This is a genomic window from Rhizobium sp. BK098 (assembly GCF_014193155.1).
GTDB lineage: Bacteria > Pseudomonadota > Alphaproteobacteria > Rhizobiales > Rhizobiaceae > Rhizobium.
Genome location: NZ_JACHYY010000010.1, coordinates 179,033 through 197,332 on the forward strand (window position 1 = coordinate 179,033; position 18,300 = coordinate 197,332).

Here is an 18,300-nt window from a genome sequence, read left to right on the forward strand (position 1 = left end):
TGGAGCATAGCGCACCGAATCTGGTGGCCGTTCCTAACCCTTTATTCCGCTTGTCCGTTGCCCTGCGAAAAAGGCGGAAGAACCTCCAGGCTTTCCCGCTCGAGCTGTGCGAAAACCTCGTCATAACCAAAACGGAAATGCCAGCCGAGAACCGTGCCCGCAGATTTAGATGCATAAATGCGATCGATTCTGTCCGGCAGCGACCAGTTTCGCTGTGCAAATTTCGCGGCAAGGCCGGGCGCGCGCAGCTGGATGACGGAGGCGGCATCGGCCGCGAGCGCTTCGCAGTCTTGTGGTTTAAATAGCGTGCCGGCGGAAACGATATGTCGTTGAAAATCTTTGCCGCTGTTCGTCAGCGCCGCGACATGGGCATCCGCAACATCGCGGATATCGACGCCGCGATGCAGGCGATGAACAGCCATCACATTGGTCGGCTCCGGAAAGCTTCGAGACATGCGTAAAACGCGGACCTGCAAACCCGGGCCAGTCATGCCTTTAAGGATCTGCTCGGCTTCCAGTTTCGTGCGGTGATAGATGCTTTTCGGTTGCGGTGCGGTGTCTTCATCGACCCATGTGCAATGACCGGGAACGACCGCTCGACCATAAAGTGCGGTCGTACTGGTAAACACCAGTCGTCTCACGCCGGCAGCCAGCGCCGCTTCCGCCAGCTGCCGTGTTCCATCCACATTGATGCGCCGAAATTCATCCTCGGAAACCGTGCCGACATGAGGGGCGTGCAAGGCCGCGCAATGGATGACTGCATCCGCATCCGTCAGCGCCCGGCGCAGCAACGCCGCATCGGTAAAATCTCCAAGGAGATGCGTCGTTGAAAACGGTGAACGATCGATGCCTATCACCATATGGCTTGGCGCCAGGGCATTAAAGATCGCCCGGCCAAGTCGCCCGGAGCTGCCTATCAGGACAATGCGCATCTTGATCCCTCGATGAACCGCGATCACCATAGCATGATTGAAGCAACCGGCGCGCTTCCTCTTACAAAATCATGCTTTTGCGTCTTGGCAGTGGGGCCTAAGGGAAGCGCCGGGACCATAAGGGAAAAAAACCGGACGCTGGCGGGGAAAGCGTCCGGTTCAGGTTCCATGCGAGCTATGTGGCGGGGGAGGTGCTCGGTACGCGGAGATCAGAGCGTCTTGTGACGCTTATGCAGCCTCTTGCTCTCTTCGCTTTCGCGATGAAGCGCCGAAATGGTGGATGCGACTGACACGACAAACATGATGCTGATGAAAAGTGTAAGCAGCGTCAAAATTGTGAACATGATCGCTCCCTCCTTTGGTGGGACTAGCGTTCAGATCCCTTAGTACTGGCTCGAGGCAACGAAGGGACGAGCCGAAGCAAAGGGACCGTAGATCTTCGACTGGTCGGGTTTCTGATCGTAAAGCGCAACGGTTGCTGCAAGCATTCCCGAAATCATGGCCATCCAAACAACGTTAATAAGGGTGATCTTGTCGGGCATACTCTTCTTCCTTCTTGCCGCAATGTGCAATCTGAGTTTCGGACTGTTAACGCGGCGTTTTCCAAATGGTTCCGCCGATATTGAGAGCTATCTAGCAATGTGTGCCTGAAGCGACCTTGAATGCCTTGTTCATCTGGCGTTCAGATTCGCGATGCGTCTTGCGCATGGCAGTGGCGATTTCTTGGGCAAAATTGATATCTTTGCTGTTTTCCGAGGCGGAATCCCATTCGATCTCATAATGGTCGGAGAAAAGATGAACGAGGTATTCGACGAAAAATGAACCGATGATGGCGCCTGCGATGATGAAGACGAGCATGGCATGATGTCCCTGAAACCGAGATCGGCGAGCCGTTGAACCAGGCCCGTTTCGATGTTGATGCCAGTAAAGCATTGTCGAGCTGAAACAGGCTTGAACGGCGTGTTCATCTGCAGTTCAGAGGCTGCCGCCGGGTTGCAAATCACTTGCGATACGGCCTCATCCATGACAAAAGGCGTCGAAACAACGAGCCGGCTTGATAATGACGACAGCCTTCTATCCAGGGTCCTTCGACCCGATGACCAACGGACATTTGGATGTCCTCGTGCAGGCGTTGAATGTCGCCGCCAAGGTGATCGTCGCGATCGGCATTCATCCGGGCAAGAAGCCGCTTTTCTCTTTCGAGGAGCGGGCGGAGCTGATCCGCAGATCGCTCGGTGAGGCTCTGCCGCAGAAGGCGGGCGATATTTCCGTCGTCGCTTTCGACAATCTGGTTGTCGATGCCGCTCGCGCCCACGGCGCGACCTTGCTTGTACGCGGCCTGCGCGATGGCACCGATCTTGATTATGAAATGCAGATGGCCGGCATGAACAGGCAGATGGCGCCGGATATTCAGACGCTGTTTCTGCCTGCCGGCACGGCCTCGCGGCCTATAACCGCCACATTGGTGCGGCAGATCGCATCCATGGGCGGCGATGTCAGCGCCTTCGTGCCGTCGGCGGTTCTGGAAGCGCTGAACGGCAAACTCAAAAATAAGGCCAGCGGCAACAGCTGAGCCGAAATCCAATCCCGAACGGAGCATCCATGAAACTCTTTCATATTGCATTGGCAGGATTCCTGAGCCTTGCCGCCTTCGCAGGCAGTGCGTTCTCGGCCGCAGCTGCAGATCTTTTGACCATCCAGCTCAAGGACGGCCCGGTGGTTATCCAGCTGATGCCGGAAGTTGCTCCGAAGCACGTCGCGCAGATCGAAGCGCTGGCGAAGAAGGGCGCTTACGACAACGTCGTGTTCCATCGCGTTATCGATGGCTTCATGGCTCAGACGGGCGACGTTCAGTATGGTAACGCCTCCAAGGGTTTTGATCCGAACAAGGCCGGCACCGGCGGTTCCGATCTGCCGAACCTTCCGGCCGAATTCTCCAAGGTTCCGTTCACGCGCGGCATTGTCGGTATGGCGCGCGCCCAGGACCCGAATTCCGCCAACTCGCAGTTCTTCATCATGTTCGCCGACGGCGCTTTCCTGAACGGCCAGTACACGGTCGTCGGCAAGGTCATCTCGGGCATGGAGCTCGTCGACAAGATCAAGCGTGGCGAAGGCCAGAACGGCGAAGTGAGCAACCCTGACAAGATGGTCAAGGTCACCGTCACCAAGAAATAACTCCAAAGCAAACAGAGAGAACAAGGAAACGAACATGGCTGAGATCAAGGATCCAGAAAACACCCTCATCCTGGAAACCACCAAGGGCCAGGTTGTCATTCAGCTTCTGCCGCAGGTCGCTCCGGAACATGTTGCCCGCATCAAGGAGCTTGCCCGTGAAAAGGCTTATGACAACGTTGTTTTCCATCGCGTCATCGACGGATTCATGGCTCAGACCGGTGATGTCGAGCATGGCAAGGTTGGCGGCAACACCGCCCGCGCCGGCACCGGCGGCTCGTCCAAGCCTGACCTGAAGGCTGAATTCTCCGCAACTCCGCACGTTCGTGGTACGTGCTCGATGGCTCGTTCGCAAAATCCGAACTCGGCCAATTCGCAGTTCTTCATCTGCTTCACAGATGCACCTTGGCTGAACAAGCAGTACTCCGTTTGGGGTCAGGTCATCTCCGGCATGGAGTTTGTTGACCAGATCAAACGCGGCGAGCCGGTAAAGGATCCGGATTCGATCGTCTCCGCGCGGGTTGCCGCCGACGTCTGATCGTGATTATTCCTGAAACCCGCCTCTTGCGCCTTGGGCGTGAGGGGCGGGTTTCGCTTTGCCTGGATGAACTGCCTGGACCAATTGAATGCGTGTTGACCTTTTCGATTTCGACCTGCCGGAGGAGCGTATCGCGCTCAGGCCTGCCGAGCCGCGCGACAGCGCGCGTCTGCTTGTTGTCGATCCGAACAATGGCTCGCATGCGCTGAGCGACTATCAGATACGGGATCTGCCATCCTTCCTGCGCCCAGGCGACGCGGTGGTCTTCAACGATACCAAGGTTATCCCGGCGCAGCTGGAAGGCATTCGTCACCGCGAAGGCGCGCCCGGCCAGCAGGTGTCTGCTACCCTCCATATGCGCGCCGCACCCGACCGCTGGAAGGCCTTTGCCAAACCCGGCAAGCGTATCAAGATCGGCGATCGCATCCAGTTCGGTCACGGCGAAAATGTCTGCGCGCTCGGTTCGCTCGACGCCACTGTCGAGGACAAGGGCGAGGGCGGCGAGATTACCCTGCGGTTCGATCTGTCCGGTCCGGCTCTCGACGAGGCGATTGCCAGCGTTGGGCATATTCCGCTGCCACCCTATATCGCGGCGAAGCGCCCGGAAGACGAGCGCGATCGCGCCGATTACCAGACGATCTATGCGCGTGAAGAGGGCGCGGTCGCAGCGCCCACCGCTGGCCTGCACTTCACGCCATCCTTGTTTGCCGCGCTCGATTCCATGGGTGTCGAGCGGCATTTCGTGACGCTGCATGTCGGGGCCGGCACCTTCCTGCCTGTCAAGGCCGACGATACCGACGATCACAAGATGCATTTCGAGATCGGCTATGTGGATGCCGCCACCGCCGAGAAGCTCAACGCCGTCAAGGCGAGGGGCGGGCGCGTCGTCTGCGTCGGCACCACGTCGCTGCGACTGATCGAAAGCGCCGCCGCTGATGACGGCACAATCCAGCCCTGGCAAGGCGCCACGGGCATTTTTATCACGCCCGGCTACCGCTTCAAGGCCGTTGATATGCTGATGACCAATTTCCACCTGCCGCGCTCGACCCTGTTCATGCTCGTATCGGCCTTTGCCGGCCTCGATACGATGCGCGCGGCCTATACCCATGCTATCGAGACGGGCTATCGCTTCTATTCCTATGGCGATGGCAGCCTGCTCCACCGGAAAGACTAGAACGAAATGAGCGAGAGCTTTCAGTTTCAATTGAAGAAGACCGATGGCGGCGCCCGCCTCGGGGAAGTCTCCATGCCGCGCGGCACGATCCGCACGCCGGCCTTCATGCCTGTCGGTACCGTCGGCACTGTCAAGGCGATGTATCTGGATCAGGTACGCGAAACAGGCGCCGATATCATTCTCGGTAATACCTATCACCTGATGTTGCGCCCGACAGCCGAGCGCGTCGCCCGCCTCGGTGGGTTGCATCAGCTGATCCGCTGGCCGCACCCGATCCTCACCGATTCAGGTGGCTTTCAGGTGATGTCGCTGTCCGGTCTGCGTAAACTCGATGAGCAGGGCGTCACCTTCAAATCGCATGTCGACGGCAGCTTGCATCACATGTCACCGGAGCGATCGATCGAGATCCAGGGATTGCTCGGCTCCGATATCCAGATGCAACTCGACGAATGCGTCGCCCTGCCGGCAACGCCGAAAGAAATCGAGCGCGCCATGGAAATGTCGCTGCGGTGGGCGGAGCGCTGCAAGGTTGCCTTCGGCAACCAGCCGGGCAAGGCGATGTTCGGCATCGTCCAGGGTGGCGACGTGCCGGAGCTGCGCGTCCGCTCCGCAAAGGCGCTAAGCGGTATGGACCTGAAGGGCTATGCGGTCGGCGGCCTTGCCGTCGGCGAGCCACAGGAAGTCATGCTGCGCATGCTCGAGATCACGCTTCCGGAGCTGCCGACTGAGAAGCCGCGCTATCTGATGGGCGTCGGCACGCCCGACGACATCCTGAAATCCGTCGCCCGCGGCATCGACATGTTCGATTGCGTGATGCCGACCCGCTCGGGTCGTCATGGATTGGCCTTCACGCGCCGCGGCAAGGTGAATATCCGCAATGCCCGCCACGCCGAAGACATGCGTCCGTTGGACGAGCAGTCCAATTGCCCGGCTTCGCGGGATTATTCCCGCGCCTACCTGCACCATCTCGTCCGCGCCAACGAAGCGCTCGGCGGTATGCTGCTCTCCTGGCACAATCTCGCCTACTATCAGGAACTGATGCAGGGCATTCGCCAGGCGATCGCCGAAGGCCGCTTTGCCGATTTCATGGCCGAGACGCAGGAAAATTGGGCGAGGGGTGATCTCGAGCCCGTTTGATTCAATGACGACGAGGATGCGCCACGCGATCTTGCTCCAGTGGCGGTTTCGCGCTAACAGAAGCGTGTCGGAAAAGGCAGGGTTGGTTTCGGTAGGCCCAACCCCTTCCAATCTGGAAGCACTGCTCCTAGCCGTTGGTTATGAGAGCCCGCGACGCGGAACTTGACCATTGTGGTCGAGTGTCTCGCGTTGGCGTGCCGTTTCGACCGACATGTCTCCGCGGGAAAGCCTTTTGGAGCTGTCATGAGACTGAACCACCTGGATTTGCACGTTCCCGATGTCGCCGCGACCCGGGATTTTTTTGTTTCCGTTTTCGGTCTGACGGAGGTGGAAACGCGGGGCGCAAATGGCCTTGCCATCCTTCGCGACGATGCCGGACTTGAACTTGTCATCAGCCGGCCTGTCGCGAAATTCGGCGGCGCCGATGGCGTCTCCGTCGGTCGCAATACCTATCACATCGGCTTCATGCAGCACTCCCGCGAGGCGGTTGATCTGTTGTTCGAGCGGGTGAAATCGAGCGGCTGTGAAGTTTCGAAGCCACCTTCGATCATACGCGGCAATTGGTCGTTCTATTGTTTCGCGCCGGGGCGAATCCTCGTCGAAGTCGGCTGGCGCATGGACCTTGCTCTGTTGGTAAATCATTTATTATCGATTGATTGCTATCCTTAACAAACATCATTCTGAGCCGGCCGGAACGGGCTTGCCTTGGGCAATTTCCGTTCCCGGCCGTGTTTCAAAATGAGCTCGGCGACAATAAACCATTGGGAAAAATAGCGAATCGGAATAAACGGTCCATCCGCCTTTGAAAAACGTCATTGGCAGATTTGATTGCGTGGCCGCTTGGAATTTTGAAAAAATCCGGCTAAAACGCATTCTCTTAATCGATAAGGGCTGTACTACCGAAAATAGGAGGCACTTGCCGTTGAGGGCGCAACGCAAATTCGGGGCATGTTTTTCGGGGCTATTGGTTGTCGGTTTGGCCGCTACGGGCTGCACGACGACGCAGAAGACAACCCCCACCCCCAGCAATACCACCAAGCCCATTCGTGGCGCTAAAGTAACGTACAATTACACGACGAAGGACAAGGACTGTCTCGAACGTGCAATGTACTTCGAATCAGAGCGTTCCGACCCGAGCGGTTACATGGCTGTCGGTACGGTCGTAATGAACCGGCTGACCTCCGGTGCTTATCCACCCACGATATGCGGCGTCGTTGCCCAGGAAAAGCAGTTCGCTCCAGGCGTGATGACCAGGGAAGTCAAGGATCAGGCAAAGCCCGATCTTGAAGTCGCTGCCTCGAAGATCCTGCGCGGCGAGCGGCATCCCCAGGTGAAGGACGCGATGTTCTTTCATACCGAAGGCCTGAGATTCCCATACGATAATATGCACTACGTCGCTTATGCCGGCGGCAACGCGTTCTATGAGAAGCGTGGTCGCGATGGCGAATTACAGACGCCTGCGCCGCTTCCGGCCTATGAAGTTGCGATGAATTACGTGCCCGCGCAGGGCGCGCCGCAATCTCCGTTCGTCCTGCCGGAAACGCAGCCTGCGTCCATGACGTCTGCCGTAGCAGCCTTCACGCCGGTCTCGAATCCGACGGTGACCATGCCGCAGAGTGCCGTCGTCATCCCGACTGCGGTTCCGATTCCGACGCCCGCACCTACCGACATGGCAATTTCAGGACCGCTCTCGAGCGGCGAGACCACATACACGAATACGCCTATGCCGGCTTCGACAGTTGTGATTCCGCAACCGCGGCCGGAATTCGAAGGCAACACGCCCGCAGGAAATTCGCTTAGAGTTCGCGGTTAATAAGATCGGGCCCATGCTTGATGACAGCGCGTCTCTTGTTTAGAGGTGCGCTGTTTGCGTTTTGTAGCCAGCGATGCTTTAGAGCTGTTCCAGCAAAAGTGCGAAGCGGTTTTGCGTCCGGAACTGCGTAAAAACAAAAAGATAGAGCGTTTTCGCGATTCGAATAAAAGCGGAAATGCTCTAAATGCCCTCACTTGCCGTTTTGGCAAGAATCTGCACGCCGTTGATCTTATAACTGCCGTCCGGCTGACGAGTTATCTGGTAGATCGCCGTCCAGTCCTTGTCATCGGTACCTGTGATCAACACCTCCTGATAGACGACTGCGCCATTGTCGATCGCGCGGCTTTTGCCGAAGGCATAGTTGCCGGGATGATAGACCGGCAGGTAGTTCTTCCTCACCATGGCGAAGAAGCTGTCCTTGTCGGGAAAGAGCGCCTTGATGCCAGGTGCGGCGAAGGAATAGGCGGTCGCCGCATCATCGTGCAGAAAAGCTTCGATCTGCTGCTCAATAAGGCTCTGCGCCGTTTGCACCGGATCTTCCGCGTAAGCGACCGGTGCAAAGGCAGCGCAGAAGAGAAAAACGGCGAAAGAAAAAGCGCGCATGTCCATCCCCAGCCATATGGAGAAAGCTTAGCGCGCTTTGACCGCAAGCAGAAGCGATTACTGCCAGCGGCGGAAGAGGGCGCTGGCGTTGACGCCGCCGAAACCGAAACCATTGGAGATTGCGTAGTCCATGGCCATCGGTCGCGCCGTGCCGCCGACAATATCGATGCCCTCGGCCGCCGGATCCGGATCCTGCAGATTGCGCGTCGGCGGCGCGATCTGGTCCCGCAGCGCCATGATGGTGAAGATCGCTTCCATGCCGCCGGCCGCGCCCAGAAGGTGGCCAGTCGCCGCCTTCGTGCCACTGACGGCAATCGCACCCTCGCGGCCGAAGACGGTCTTAATTGCTTCCATCTCGCCGCGGTCACCGACTTGGGTCGATGTCGCGTGCGCATTCAGGTGTTTGACCTCGGCAGGCGAAATCCGTGCTTGGGCGAGGGCAGCGAGCATAGCCCGGCGTGCGCCATCGCCGTCTTCCGGCCCTGCCGTCATGTGATAGGCATCAGCGGCGGTGCCATAGCCGACAAGCTCGGCAAGCGGCGTGGCACCACGCGCAAGGGCATGCTCCAACGTCTCAATGACAAGCATTCCCGCGCCTTCACCCATGACGAAGCCGTCACGGCCACTGTCGAAGGGACGAGAGGCTTCCTCGGGGCGATTGCTGAAGCCTGTCGAAAGCGCGCGCGCCGCAGCAAAGCCGCCAAGGCTGACCTTGTCGATGCAGGCTTCCGCTCCGCCGCAGATGGCAACATCGGCCTCTCCGGAGCGGATCAACCGCGCCGCATCGCCGATTGCCTGCACGCTGGCCGCACAGGCGGTGACCGGTGCACCGAGCGGCCCCTTGAAGCCATAGCGGATACTCACCTGGCCAGCGGCAAGATTGACGAGGAAGGAGGGGATCGTGAAGGGTGACAAACGCCGCACGCCCTTCGTTTCGGCTGTGCGCACGGCATCGGCGATGGCGGGAAAGCCACCGACGCCCGATGCAATGATCGTGGCCGTCCGCTCCAGAGCGCCGACGTCAGTCGGTTGCCAGCCCGACTGGAGGATCGCTTCCTCGGCGGCAGCCATGGCGAAGAGGATGAAGCGATCCATCTTCTTCTGGTCTTTGACGGGCACATAGCGATCGGCATCGAAGCCCGCCTCGGGATCTTCGGCGCTATCGGGAACGACGCCGCCGATCTTCGCTCCGAGATCGCCCACCATTTCTTCGGGCAACAGCCTCAGGCCTGAGCGCCCCTCGACAAGCCTCTTCCAGCTTGCATTGACACCCACGCCCAGGGGCGAAACCAGGCCCATGCCGGTGACGACGATACGATCCATCTTTTGCTCCTATTATCTCAGGCGTCGAAGCCCAGAAACCATGCTTTCATCTGGGCAATGCGTTCGTGAACCGCGTCGTCGGCGGCCGGTCCCGGCACGAGGATCGTGTCTTCGGGCTGAAAGGCGCGGCCGGTGACGCGGTCGATGAGAAGCGGGTCACGATCTTCACCGGTGTTAGCGTCGGCTAGCCGCACGGCGACTTCTTCGGCAGGCAAGTGCCGATTGCCCCAAGTGAAGAGCGCCATCAGCACAGGGAAGAAATCTCGGCCCTTGTCAGTCAAGACATATTCGTAGCGAGGCGGCCGCTCTTGATAGAGCCGCCGCTCAAACAGACCTTCATCGGTCAGATGCTTGAGCCGGCGCGTCAGAATATTGGGTGCAATTCCAAGGCTTTTCTGGAATTCATCAAACCGCCTCAACCCCTGAAGCGCATCGCGCAAGATCAGAATACTCCACCAGTCACCGACGCTTTCGAGCGCACGGGCGGCTGGGCATTTGAAACTGCTGAAGCTCGTTCTTTGCATGCAGAGGCAGATAGCACGAGTAACTATCATGATGCAAGTTACTATCGCGGAGCCAGATTTGCGCGAAGCTGGAACTCAATCTGCTGGCATGCGAGGCTAGGTGGGGATGAGCGAAATGCGCCTGGCTGCGGCCAGGCGGCAGGTTTTCAGTAAGGAGGTGCCTTGCGGGCACGCTGCAGTTTTGCTGCCTCGGTCCACCAGGCGAGGTCCTCGGCAAAACGGGGAAACGCTTTTGCAAGGGCATCACCTCCGCTCCCTGTCGGTTTGCCTTCAACGTCCAATGCAGCTGAAATATTGGCGACAGCAAGAGCACTTGAGATGACGACCATTCCCATCTCGGAAAGGGTGCCGTGCCAGGAAACCGCCGCATGTGCGCCGGAAAGGCGGCCGCCGGAATAGCTGGCAATCGCCGCCGGTCGCCAAAACCACTCCTCAAGGTAATGGTCGGTCAGGTTTTTCAGGCCGGGTTGCATGCCCCAATTATATTCGCCCGTGACGAAGACGAAGGCATCGGCAGCCAGAATTTTCTCGGCAAGCTGCTCCATGGCCGAGGGAGCGGAGCCTTTGGGATATTCCTTATACATCCGGTCCAGCATCGGCAGGCCAACTGCTTTGGCGTCGATGAGCTCCACATCGTTTCCGCGCTGACGCAGGCTGGTTACGAGATAATTCGCGAGACGGATGCCGAGGCGATCCGAGCGGTAGGAACCGTAGAGAACCAGAATACTGTCGGTCATTGTTGATTATGCCCCCACAGTTTTTTGTGACCTTACTCTAGGTCTGCGACTCCGCAGGCACTGAAGCAGACGCCTCTTCCTCCGGAATGTCGTCGAAGGACGCATAATTGAGGTTATAGAGCTTTGAGTAAAGCTTGCCGTTTGCCATCAGCTGATTGTGGTTGCCGCTTTCAAGCAGTTGGCCGTTTTGCAGCACGATGATGCGGTCGGCTTCGCGGATGGTGGCTAGGCGATGGGCGATGACGAGACCGGTGCGGCCTTCGAGCAGCTTCACCAACGCCTTCTGAATCAGCATTTCGGTGTAGCTGTCGATATTCGCCGTCGCTTCGTCGAGCACGAGGATCTTGGCATCGGCCACGAGAGCGCGGGCGAAGCTGACGAGCTGGCGCTGGCCGAGCGAAAGACCGCCGCCGCGCTCGCCAAGAACGGAATCGTAGCCATCCGGAAGGCGCATGATGAACTCATGCGCGCCGACGGCCTTGGCGGCTTCTATGACTTCCTCGCGCGTCGCTTCCGCCTTGTTGTAGCGGATGTTCTCCAGCACCGTGCCGGTGAAGAGGAACGGCTCCTGCAACACCATGGCGATCTGGCGGCCGAGCGAATCCTGGGTGAGGGAGCGCACGTCGTGACCGCCGACCAGTACCTGGCCCTGCTGCACATCATAGAAGCGATGGATAAGCGCCATCGAACTGGATTTGCCCGAGCCCGTCGGCCCGATCAGCGCCACCGTTTCTCCTGGATTGACCCTGAAGCTGACATTCTTCAGCACAGGGTGCTTCGGATCATAGCCGAAGATCACATCGCGGAATTCCACGGAGCCGTCCATGTCGGCCGAGAGCTCGATCGCATCCGGCGCATCTTTGATGTCAACCGGAACGTCGAGCACTTCGGTCAACCGCTGGCCGGAGGCCATGGCGCGCTGCATCACCGAATATTGCATGGTGAGCGAGCGGATCGGATCGAAGAAGCGCTGGATGTAGAACAGGAAAGCGACCATGATGCCGACATCGAGCCTGTGGTTCAGCACCATCGAGCCGCCGACAATGATAACGATCGCCATCGCCATGCCGGTCAGCGTATCGACGATCGGCACCATGATCTGCGCATAGCGTGCCGCCGTCAGATGCGACTGAAGATTCGTATGTGCCTTGTCATCAAAAAGAGCGAAATTGACGGATTGCCGATGCATGCCCTGGACAGCGCGTACGCCATGGATGGCCTCCGCCAGCGCCCCATTGGTGACGGAGTTGGTCTCATGCGCGTTCATGAAGGCGACACGCGCCTTCGGCAGCCAGAACAGCCGCACGATGAAGAGGATCGGCATGACGGATAGCGTCAGAAGGCCGAGCCGGAAATCGAGCGACAGCATGACGATGACGATGCCGAAAAGCAGGGCTATATCGCCGACGGAAAGCACTGAAGTTTCAAGGAATTCCTGCATCGAGTTCACGTCGCCCTGCAGGCGCGACATCAAACGTCCGACTTCCGTCTTGTCCATGAAGGACAGAGAGACGCGCTGCAGATGCGCGAGCATCGCCCGGCGGATGTCGAACAACACTTCTTCGGCGACTTGGCCGACAAAGGTTTCTTGCACGTAGCTCGCGCCGTAGTTGACGAGAATGGCCGCAGAAAAAATCGCCAGGGACAGCCAAAGCGCGGAGTAATCGATGGCACCGGGTGCCATCGCCTTGTCGATCGCATGCCGGATCACGAGCGGGATGACGATCTGCGATCCCGTGAAAAGCAGAACGGCGACGACCGAAATATAGACCTGCCGGCGGTAGGGGCTGACGAAGGCCCAGATGCGGCGGATGATCTTGCTGTCGAAGACCTTGCCAAAGATCTCTTCTTCGACACGGTGCGAGCCGACAACTGCGCGGGGAGGGCGGCGACCGTCGTCGCGCACATCGTTGCGCTCGGTTTCGGTGATGTCCGACATTGTCATACCTCCCTCTTTGCTCTTTCGAGCACGTCGCCCGACGTCCTGACGACATCGTCCTCCGGGCGAACCTGGAGATCGTAAAGCGCCTTGTAACGGCCAGCGGCGGCCAAAAGCTGCTCATGCGTGCCGCGCTCGACGATCTCGCCATCCTCGATGAAGAGGATCTGGTCGGCATGCATCAGCGAGCTCAGTCGATGGGCGACGATCAGGGTCACGCGGTCGCGGGCAAAACGCTTCATGGCGCTGCGGATGCGCTGCTCCGTCGCGGCGTCGATCGCGGCGGTGGAATCGTCGAAGACCATGACGGCGGGCTTCAGCATCAATGTCCGGGCGATCGTCAGGCGCTGGCGCTGACCACCGGAAAGAGATACGCCGCGCTCGCCGACGACCGTGGTGTAGCCGGCGGGCAGGCCGAGAATGTAATTATGCAACTGCGCCGACTCTGCGGCGCGCTCGATGCGGGTTTCCTTTGCCCAAGGATCGCCATAGGCAATGTTGTTCTCGATGCTCGTCGTGAACAGGAAGGAATCCTGCTGCACGACGGCAACGTTCTGCCGCAGCGATTGCAGTGTCGTCTTGCGGATATCCTGACCGTCAAGAGTGATCCCTCCGGCCGTGACATCGTAGAAGCGTGGAATGAGATGCGCGATGGTGGACTTGCCGCTACCGGGCGGGCCGACAATGCCGATCGTTTCACCGCGTCTTGCCTCGAAACAGATATTCTTCAACACCGGGCGTTCTTCAGCGCCTGGATAGCTGAAGTCGACATTCTCGAACCGCAGCGTGCCGTCGGTCACGACGAGCGGCTTGGCGTCCGGGGCATCCTTGATGGGGATATCGAGATCGAGCAGCGCAAACAGGCGCGAGCCACAGGTCGATGCGCGGGCAAAAGCATTCACCATCAGGCCAAGCTGGCGCACCGGCATCTGCAGGATGGTCATGAAGGTCAGGAACGAGGCCAGCGTGCCGACGCTGATCTCGCCCGCAATGACCTTGAGACCACCCAGCCAAAGCACTAGCCCCATAGACGCGAAAAAGGAGAAGTTCATGGCGCTGGTATTAACCACGCGGATGCCGACGCGCTTGTGCGCCAGCGAAAGCGCATTGTGGGAGGCACGATCGAACTTCAGGATTTCATGCGCCTGAGCGGCAAAGGCCCGGACGACACGGATGCCGCCGAGATTTTCCTCCATGACGCGCGTCAGCACCGAGAGCCGTTCCTGTAGCTCCAGCCATGTCGAACGCAGGCGCAGCTGCGTGACGGAGGAACGCCAGGCGACGAAGGGCACGAAACTCAAGGCCAGGAGGCCAAGTGCCACATCCGTCGTAAGCAGCATATAGGCGCCGACACCGATCAGCATGGTGAGCAGCACCATGCGCACCAGCGCGGTGGAGAAATACATGCGCACGCCTTCGAGATCGAGCAGGCCGACGGTGATGAGATCACCGGAATGGACCTTATCGTGGAAGCTGAAGGAGAGCTGCTGGATCTTCTCGTAGCAGGCAAGCCGGAGCTCGTAGCCCATATGGTGGCCGACGGATTCGCTGTAATAGTTCTGCACCATCGTGAACAGGCCGCGCAGAACGCTGACGACGAGCAGCAGCAAAGCGGTCGTCATCAAAGCATTTTCGGCGATCTGGCCAGCGGTACCACCAGCGACCGCTGTCTGTGTCTGATCGACCGCGCGACCGAGCAGGCGCGGGATCGTCAGCTGCAACGTTGCAGCTACGAATGTTGCCCCTATGGCGAAGCTCGTCTGCCATGGGTGGCGCAGCGTCATATGGGTGATCCGGACAATCGTCGACAGGCCTTGGCCCCACCCGACCGCATTGATATGCGCACGCGAGGCCAATGGCTTCGCCGCGCTTCTTGATGAATCGCTGCTCACGCTTTTATCCAGGCATAATTGAACGAGGCGGGCCCGCTGACGGGTTCGTATCTCAGGGAAAGTATTGATAGGATGAATTTTGCCGATTCCATGGCGACGTTCAAGAGTCAATCGGTCACAAGTGCCACGCGAACGTTAGATTGCGTGTTCAAAAAATTGCCGATGAGATGTCGGGATGGAGCTTGATGAGGCGTCCTTTGGGCACCATGCCAGAAAAGGAGAGCATCATGCGCAAGATTATCGCAGCGACATTCATCAGCCTCGACGGCGTCATGCAGGCACCCGGTGGTCCGGACGAGGATCCGACCGGCGGCTTCAAGTATGGCGGCTGGGTCTTCCCGCACTCTGACGAGGAAACCGGCAAGACGCTCTTCGAACTGTTCGAAAAGCCGTTCGATCTGCTGCTCGGCCGCAAGACATATGACATTTTCGCAGCCTATTGGCCCTATATCGACAACGACAATCCGATTGCCAATAAATTCAACAGCGTCACCAAATATGTCGCGACGCGCGGCGACGCCGAATTGAAATGGAACAAGAGCCGATCGCTCGGCAAGGATGTCGTTGCTGCAATCAGGGAACTGAAGGCGGGTGAGGGGCCGGATCTGCTGATCCAGGGCAGTGGCGATTTCATTCAGACCCTGCTCCGCCAAGGGCTGATCGACGAATACCATCTGGTGATCTTTCCGCTGGTGCTGGGCGGCGGCAAGAAGCTGTTTGCCGGCGGGGCAGTGCCTTGCGCAATGAAGCTGCTGCGCAGCAAGATCTCTCCGACCGGCGTCATCTTCGCGACCTACGAACCCGATGGGCCGGTGAAGACGGGCTCCTTTGTTGGTCAGAATCCCTCTGAAGAGGAGATGGAGCGCCGCAGGCGGCTCGAATAGGCAGCCAAGGCCGGGGCGGGACACTGTCTAGATGTCCTGCCAAGGTTTACATCGCCTATTCCGATGTTTGAAAATCACGCAGCGCTTTCATGACTTCGCGAAGACCTCTTGTGAGATGCTTGTCCCGGCGCAACACCATGCCGAGTTGCCGAACGAGCCTCGGCTTGAGTGGCGAGGTAACCAGCTGGCCCGACCTATCCCGTCTCAGAGCCATGTCGGGAAGGATGGACCATCCGAGGCCGGCGGCGACCAGTTCCTTGATGGCTTCGACACTCCCAAACTCCATGGCCGGCTCGGGGTGAACCCTGCCGGCCTCGAACCATCCATTCGTGGCGCGACGCGTGTTGCCGCCTTCGTAAAGCAGCATCGTCTTGGTTTTCATGAACTCTACATCCGGCCCGCCCTCCGGCATCACGCTTCCCTTGGGGGCTACGGCCAGAAGCTCGTCTTCATGGAATGGCTCGACTTCCAGCGAACGGCCAGAGGCGGGCAGGGCAACGACCGCGAGGTCCAACGCATTGGCTTCGAGATCACGCAGAATCTCCTCGATATTGCCGACACGGACGATGATCTCGAGATCGGGCATGCGCTTCTTTGCTATGGCGATGGCGCGGGGCAGCAGATGAATCGAAGCGGTGCCGCCGCTGCCGATTCGCACGCGTCCGACCGATCCCTCTCGAAAAGGCGTCATCGACTCCTCTGCGATCGAGCAGGCTTCGATGATGCGGCGGGCATGCGCAAGCAAATCAAGCCCGGCCGGCGAGGGCTGCGCCCGCCTGCCGACGCGCTCGATCAGCTTTACGCCGAGACGCTGTTCCAGCAGTTTCACCTGCAGGCTGACAGCCGGTTGTGTGAGCCCGGCCTTATCGGCAGCGGCTGTAAAGCTTCCGAGATCGACAACACTGACAAAGGCGGCTAGCTGATCCAGGCTGAGCAAAAAGAATTCCTTATGGTTTGTATAAATATCATAAGCTTCATTCATTGTCAGCGCCAGTGCATCCTAAGCTCATGTTCAAATGAGCCTGAGGAGCAGGAAAATGACGACCGATATCAACAGACCGATGCAAGCAGCGGCCGCCGTTGCAGGTAGAGGTCGGCGAACGCGAGAATTGTGGCGAAAAGCGCTGGAGAGATTCCTGACCTATCTTGAAAAGCGCGAGACGAGATGGAACCTGCGCGAGCTGACCGATGACCAGCTTCGAGACATTGGCATGACGCGCGCCGAGGCTAGGACCGAAGTCAATAAGTCATGGTTCTGGGGATAGGGCGCTTGAGGGCGTTCAAACCATCGGCGCGCGGGTTGGAATAGCGGTATCTTGCAGCGATTGCCGGCGGAAAGCGGTTGAAAGCTTGGCATTTGGGCGAGGGCGGGCAAAATGGTCTGGGGAGTATTTTCCGATCGTCCTTTTTTCATCCCATTGTTCTTTTTTCCGCCACAGATTTGCCCGATCCATTCCGCTCGAAAGCAGGCAGCCGGTTTCCTCGGTGATCTGCTGTTTCGCCCGGAACATCAAAGTACGAGACCGCAAAATCCATGCTCAAGACAAAATCCCTGCTCCTCGCCGCGGCGATTTCGACCCTATCGCTTCTCGGTGCAGCTTCGGCAGCGGAGGCCGGGCAGGCGAGTTATCTCGTGGATGCGCATAGCGGCCAAGTGCTGGAAGCATCGAACGAGAACGAGCTGAATTATCCGGCCTCGCTCACCAAGATGATGACGCTTTATCTCGCCTTCGAAGCGCTGCATGACGGTCGCCTGAAATGGGATCAGAAGCTGACCATGTCGGAGAATGCGGAGAGCAAGGAGCCCTTCAAATTCGCGATCGGTGCAGGCCGCAAGGTCACGACGCGCGAGGCTGTCGAAGGCATCGTCGTCCTGTCGGCCAATGATGCGGCTGTCGCGATTGCCGAGCAGCTTGGTGGCTCGGAGGAGAGCTTCGGCAAGATCATGACTGCGAAGGCGCACCAGCTTGGCATGAGCAAGACCGTCTTCAAGAATCCGTCAGGTTTGCCGGATCCGGAACAGGTCACGACCGCGCACGACATGGCAACGCTGGGCGTTGCGCTCATGCGCGACTTTCCGGAAGAGTTCAAACTTTTCTCGCTTCGCGGCATGAAGTTCCGCGGCATGAAGCTGCGGGGCCACAACAATCTGATGTATCGATACGCAGGCGCCGATGGCATCAAGACCGGTTATACCGATGCCTCCGGCTACAATCTCGTGACGTCAGCCTCGAAAAACGGCCGCCGCGTAGTCGGCGTCGTGATGGGCGAAAAGACGGCGCAAATTCGCGACGACAAGATGGCGAGCCTTCTTGACGCTTATGTGCCGACAGCGACCGTCGCTACCGGTTCGACAGTGACGGTTAAACAGAGCACCACCAACTGATTTTGGCGCATCGAGGGAGGAGGAAGACGCCGTCGATCGGCGAGGGTGAGTTGCTGACAGCAGTGGGACATGCCAAAACCTCCAAAGTGAAGCCATTGAAAATCATTGGCATGTCGCACTTTAAAATAGAATGTACCCGTAAACCACATACTGTCACGGCTATTTAGAGATGAGACAAAGTAATCAATTTAGAAACGCGACACAATAATATCTGTTATTACTTCATTTGCAAGATTCTATAGATAT

22 protein-coding genes are annotated in these 18,300 nt (G+C 58.6%); 10 read left to right on the top strand and 12 right to left on the bottom strand.

Annotated features, from left to right (window positions below):
- Window positions 1–41 precede the first annotated feature (41 nt).
- The 4 genes from FHT73_RS23780 to FHT73_RS23790 form a co-directional block, all read right to left on the bottom strand.
- A complete protein-coding gene (locus FHT73_RS23780) occupies window positions 42–962 on the bottom strand; it encodes an NAD(P)-dependent oxidoreductase (protein WP_246712206.1) in 921 nt (306 codons plus the stop codon).
- A 179-nt stretch (window positions 963–1,141) separates the two neighbouring features.
- A complete protein-coding gene (locus FHT73_RS29755; protein WP_257713997.1) occupies window positions 1,142–1,276 on the bottom strand; it encodes a hypothetical protein in 135 nt (44 codons plus the stop codon).
- Window positions 1,277–1,315: 39 nt separating this feature from the next.
- The gene (locus FHT73_RS23785) at window positions 1,316–1,474 is read right to left on the bottom strand and encodes a hypothetical protein (RefSeq protein ID WP_015339886.1); all 159 of its coding nucleotides are present in this window, start codon (window positions 1,472–1,474) and stop codon (window positions 1,316–1,318) included.
- Between the two features lie 91 nt (window positions 1,475–1,565).
- Complete coding sequence (locus tag FHT73_RS23790; protein ID WP_246698826.1) at window positions 1,566–1,790, bottom strand: hypothetical protein; 225 nt, start codon at window positions 1,788–1,790, stop codon at window positions 1,566–1,568.
- A gap of 202 nt (window positions 1,791–1,992) precedes the next feature.
- On the opposite strand from FHT73_RS23790, the gene coaD reads away from it, so the two are divergent.
- The 7 genes from coaD (at window position 1,993) to FHT73_RS23825 (ending at window position 7,766) form a co-directional block, all read left to right on the top strand.
- Entirely contained in the window at window positions 1,993–2,505 is a 513-nt protein-coding gene (gene coaD, locus FHT73_RS23795) for a pantetheine-phosphate adenylyltransferase (RefSeq protein WP_015339888.1), read from the top strand.
- A 29-nt stretch (window positions 2,506–2,534) separates the two neighbouring features.
- Entirely contained in the window at window positions 2,535–3,107 is a 573-nt protein-coding gene (locus FHT73_RS23800; RefSeq protein WP_183715232.1) for a peptidylprolyl isomerase, read from the top strand.
- 34 nt (window positions 3,108–3,141) lie between these two features.
- On the top strand, window positions 3,142–3,642 hold the full coding sequence (locus FHT73_RS23805) for a peptidylprolyl isomerase (RefSeq protein ID WP_015339890.1): 501 nt from the start codon (window positions 3,142–3,144) through the stop codon (window positions 3,640–3,642).
- Window positions 3,643–3,730: 88 nt separating this feature from the next.
- The gene (queA, locus tag FHT73_RS23810; protein WP_183715234.1) at window positions 3,731–4,816 is read left to right on the top strand and encodes a tRNA preQ1(34) S-adenosylmethionine ribosyltransferase-isomerase QueA; all 1,086 of its coding nucleotides are present in this window, start codon (window positions 3,731–3,733) and stop codon (window positions 4,814–4,816) included.
- A gap of 6 nt (window positions 4,817–4,822) precedes the next feature.
- Window positions 4,823–5,953, top strand: coding sequence for a tRNA guanosine(34) transglycosylase Tgt (gene tgt, locus FHT73_RS23815; protein WP_183715236.1), 1,131 nt, complete (start codon window positions 4,823–4,825; stop codon window positions 5,951–5,953).
- Between the two features lie 243 nt (window positions 5,954–6,196).
- Window positions 6,197–6,622 (top strand): VOC family protein, encoded by a 426-nt coding sequence (locus tag FHT73_RS23820; protein WP_183715252.1) that lies wholly within the window; start codon window positions 6,197–6,199, stop codon window positions 6,620–6,622.
- 253 nt (window positions 6,623–6,875) lie between these two features.
- On the top strand, window positions 6,876–7,766 hold the full coding sequence (locus tag FHT73_RS23825) for a cell wall hydrolase (protein WP_183715254.1): 891 nt from the start codon (window positions 6,876–6,878) through the stop codon (window positions 7,764–7,766).
- A gap of 180 nt (window positions 7,767–7,946) precedes the next feature.
- Here FHT73_RS23825 and FHT73_RS23830 read toward each other — a convergent pair whose 3' ends face one another.
- The 6 genes from FHT73_RS23830 to FHT73_RS23855 form a co-directional block, all read right to left on the bottom strand.
- Window positions 7,947–8,369 carry a DUF4864 domain-containing protein gene (locus FHT73_RS23830; RefSeq protein ID WP_183715238.1) on the bottom strand — a complete coding sequence of 141 codons (423 nt, stop codon included), beginning with the start codon at window positions 8,367–8,369 and terminating at the stop codon, window positions 7,947–7,949.
- A 57-nt stretch (window positions 8,370–8,426) separates the two neighbouring features.
- Window positions 8,427–9,692 carry a beta-ketoacyl-ACP synthase II gene (fabF, locus tag FHT73_RS23835; RefSeq protein WP_112338392.1) on the bottom strand — a complete coding sequence of 422 codons (1,266 nt, stop codon included), beginning with the start codon at window positions 9,690–9,692 and terminating at the stop codon, window positions 8,427–8,429.
- Between the two features lie 17 nt (window positions 9,693–9,709).
- On the bottom strand, window positions 9,710–10,216 hold the full coding sequence (locus tag FHT73_RS23840; RefSeq protein ID WP_112610307.1) for a helix-turn-helix domain-containing protein: 507 nt from the start codon (window positions 10,214–10,216) through the stop codon (window positions 9,710–9,712).
- A gap of 146 nt (window positions 10,217–10,362) precedes the next feature.
- On the bottom strand, window positions 10,363–10,953 hold the full coding sequence (locus FHT73_RS23845) for an NAD(P)H-dependent oxidoreductase (protein ID WP_112338394.1): 591 nt from the start codon (window positions 10,951–10,953) through the stop codon (window positions 10,363–10,365).
- 37 nt (window positions 10,954–10,990) lie between these two features.
- Window positions 10,991–12,892, bottom strand: a complete 1,902-nt coding sequence (locus FHT73_RS23850; protein WP_183715240.1) for an ABC transporter ATP-binding protein — start codon at window positions 12,890–12,892, stop codon at window positions 10,991–10,993.
- A 2-nt stretch (window positions 12,893–12,894) separates the two neighbouring features.
- Complete coding sequence (locus FHT73_RS23855) at window positions 12,895–14,784, bottom strand: ABC transporter ATP-binding protein (RefSeq protein WP_183715242.1); 1,890 nt, start codon at window positions 14,782–14,784, stop codon at window positions 12,895–12,897.
- Window positions 14,785–15,011: 227 nt separating this feature from the next.
- On the opposite strand from FHT73_RS23855, the gene FHT73_RS23860 reads away from it, so the two are divergent.
- Window positions 15,012–15,668: a dihydrofolate reductase family protein gene (locus tag FHT73_RS23860; RefSeq protein ID WP_112610315.1), complete on the top strand. Its 657-nt coding sequence runs from the start codon at window positions 15,012–15,014 to the stop codon at window positions 15,666–15,668.
- A 55-nt stretch (window positions 15,669–15,723) separates the two neighbouring features.
- Here the strand turns inward: FHT73_RS23860 and FHT73_RS23865 are convergent, their stop codons facing one another.
- Window positions 15,724–16,650 (bottom strand): LysR family transcriptional regulator, encoded by a 927-nt coding sequence (locus FHT73_RS23865; RefSeq protein ID WP_112610317.1) that lies wholly within the window; start codon window positions 16,648–16,650, stop codon window positions 15,724–15,726.
- Window positions 16,651–16,705: 55 nt separating this feature from the next.
- On the opposite strand from FHT73_RS23865, the gene FHT73_RS23870 reads away from it, so the two are divergent.
- On the top strand, window positions 16,706–16,933 hold the full coding sequence (locus FHT73_RS23870; protein ID WP_246712207.1) for a DUF1127 domain-containing protein: 228 nt from the start codon (window positions 16,706–16,708) through the stop codon (window positions 16,931–16,933).
- Window positions 16,934–16,948: 15 nt separating this feature from the next.
- Here the strand turns inward: FHT73_RS23870 and FHT73_RS23875 are convergent, their stop codons facing one another.
- On the bottom strand, window positions 16,949–17,197 hold the full coding sequence (locus FHT73_RS23875) for a hypothetical protein (protein WP_162708081.1): 249 nt from the start codon (window positions 17,195–17,197) through the stop codon (window positions 16,949–16,951).
- A 5-nt stretch (window positions 17,198–17,202) separates the two neighbouring features.
- On the opposite strand from FHT73_RS23875, the gene FHT73_RS23880 reads away from it, so the two are divergent.
- Window positions 17,203–18,054, top strand: coding sequence for a D-alanyl-D-alanine carboxypeptidase family protein (locus tag FHT73_RS23880; RefSeq protein WP_112610323.1), 852 nt, complete (start codon window positions 17,203–17,205; stop codon window positions 18,052–18,054).
- Window positions 18,055–18,300 lie beyond the last annotated feature (246 nt).

Coding starts and splice junctions, on each gene's coding strand:
- FHT73_RS23780 (WP_246712206.1), bottom strand. CDS start 962: ATGGTGATCGCGGTTCATCGAGGGATCAAGATGCGCATTGTCCTGATA.
- FHT73_RS29755 (WP_257713997.1), bottom strand. CDS start 1,276: ATGTTCACAATTTTGACGCTGCTTACACTTTTCATCAGCATCATGTTT.
- FHT73_RS23785 (WP_015339886.1), bottom strand. CDS start 1,474: ATGCCCGACAAGATCACCCTTATTAACGTTGTTTGGATGGCCATGATT.
- FHT73_RS23790 (WP_246698826.1), bottom strand. CDS start 1,790: ATGCTCGTCTTCATCATCGCAGGCGCCATCATCGGTTCATTTTTCGTC.
- coaD (WP_015339888.1), top strand. CDS start 1,993: ATGACGACAGCCTTCTATCCAGGGTCCTTCGACCCGATGACCAACGGA.
- FHT73_RS23800 (WP_183715232.1), top strand. CDS start 2,535: ATGAAACTCTTTCATATTGCATTGGCAGGATTCCTGAGCCTTGCCGCC.
- FHT73_RS23805 (WP_015339890.1), top strand. CDS start 3,142: ATGGCTGAGATCAAGGATCCAGAAAACACCCTCATCCTGGAAACCACC.
- queA (WP_183715234.1), top strand. CDS start 3,731: ATGCGTGTTGACCTTTTCGATTTCGACCTGCCGGAGGAGCGTATCGCG.
- tgt (WP_183715236.1), top strand. CDS start 4,823: ATGAGCGAGAGCTTTCAGTTTCAATTGAAGAAGACCGATGGCGGCGCC.
- FHT73_RS23820 (WP_183715252.1), top strand. CDS start 6,197: ATGAGACTGAACCACCTGGATTTGCACGTTCCCGATGTCGCCGCGACC.
- FHT73_RS23830 (WP_183715238.1), bottom strand. CDS start 8,369: ATGCGCGCTTTTTCTTTCGCCGTTTTTCTCTTCTGCGCTGCCTTTGCA.
- fabF (WP_112338392.1), bottom strand. CDS start 9,692: ATGGATCGTATCGTCGTCACCGGCATGGGCCTGGTTTCGCCCCTGGGC.
- FHT73_RS23840 (WP_112610307.1), bottom strand. CDS start 10,216: ATGCAAAGAACGAGCTTCAGCAGTTTCAAATGCCCAGCCGCCCGTGCG.
- FHT73_RS23845 (WP_112338394.1), bottom strand. CDS start 10,953: ATGACCGACAGTATTCTGGTTCTCTACGGTTCCTACCGCTCGGATCGC.
- FHT73_RS23850 (WP_183715240.1), bottom strand. CDS start 12,892: ATGTCGGACATCACCGAAACCGAGCGCAACGATGTGCGCGACGACGGT.
- FHT73_RS23860 (WP_112610315.1), top strand. CDS start 15,012: ATGCGCAAGATTATCGCAGCGACATTCATCAGCCTCGACGGCGTCATG.
- FHT73_RS23865 (WP_112610317.1), bottom strand. CDS start 16,650: ATGAATGAAGCTTATGATATTTATACAAACCATAAGGAATTCTTTTTG.
- FHT73_RS23870 (WP_246712207.1), top strand. CDS start 16,706: ATGACGACCGATATCAACAGACCGATGCAAGCAGCGGCCGCCGTTGCA.
- FHT73_RS23880 (WP_112610323.1), top strand. CDS start 17,203: ATGCTCAAGACAAAATCCCTGCTCCTCGCCGCGGCGATTTCGACCCTA.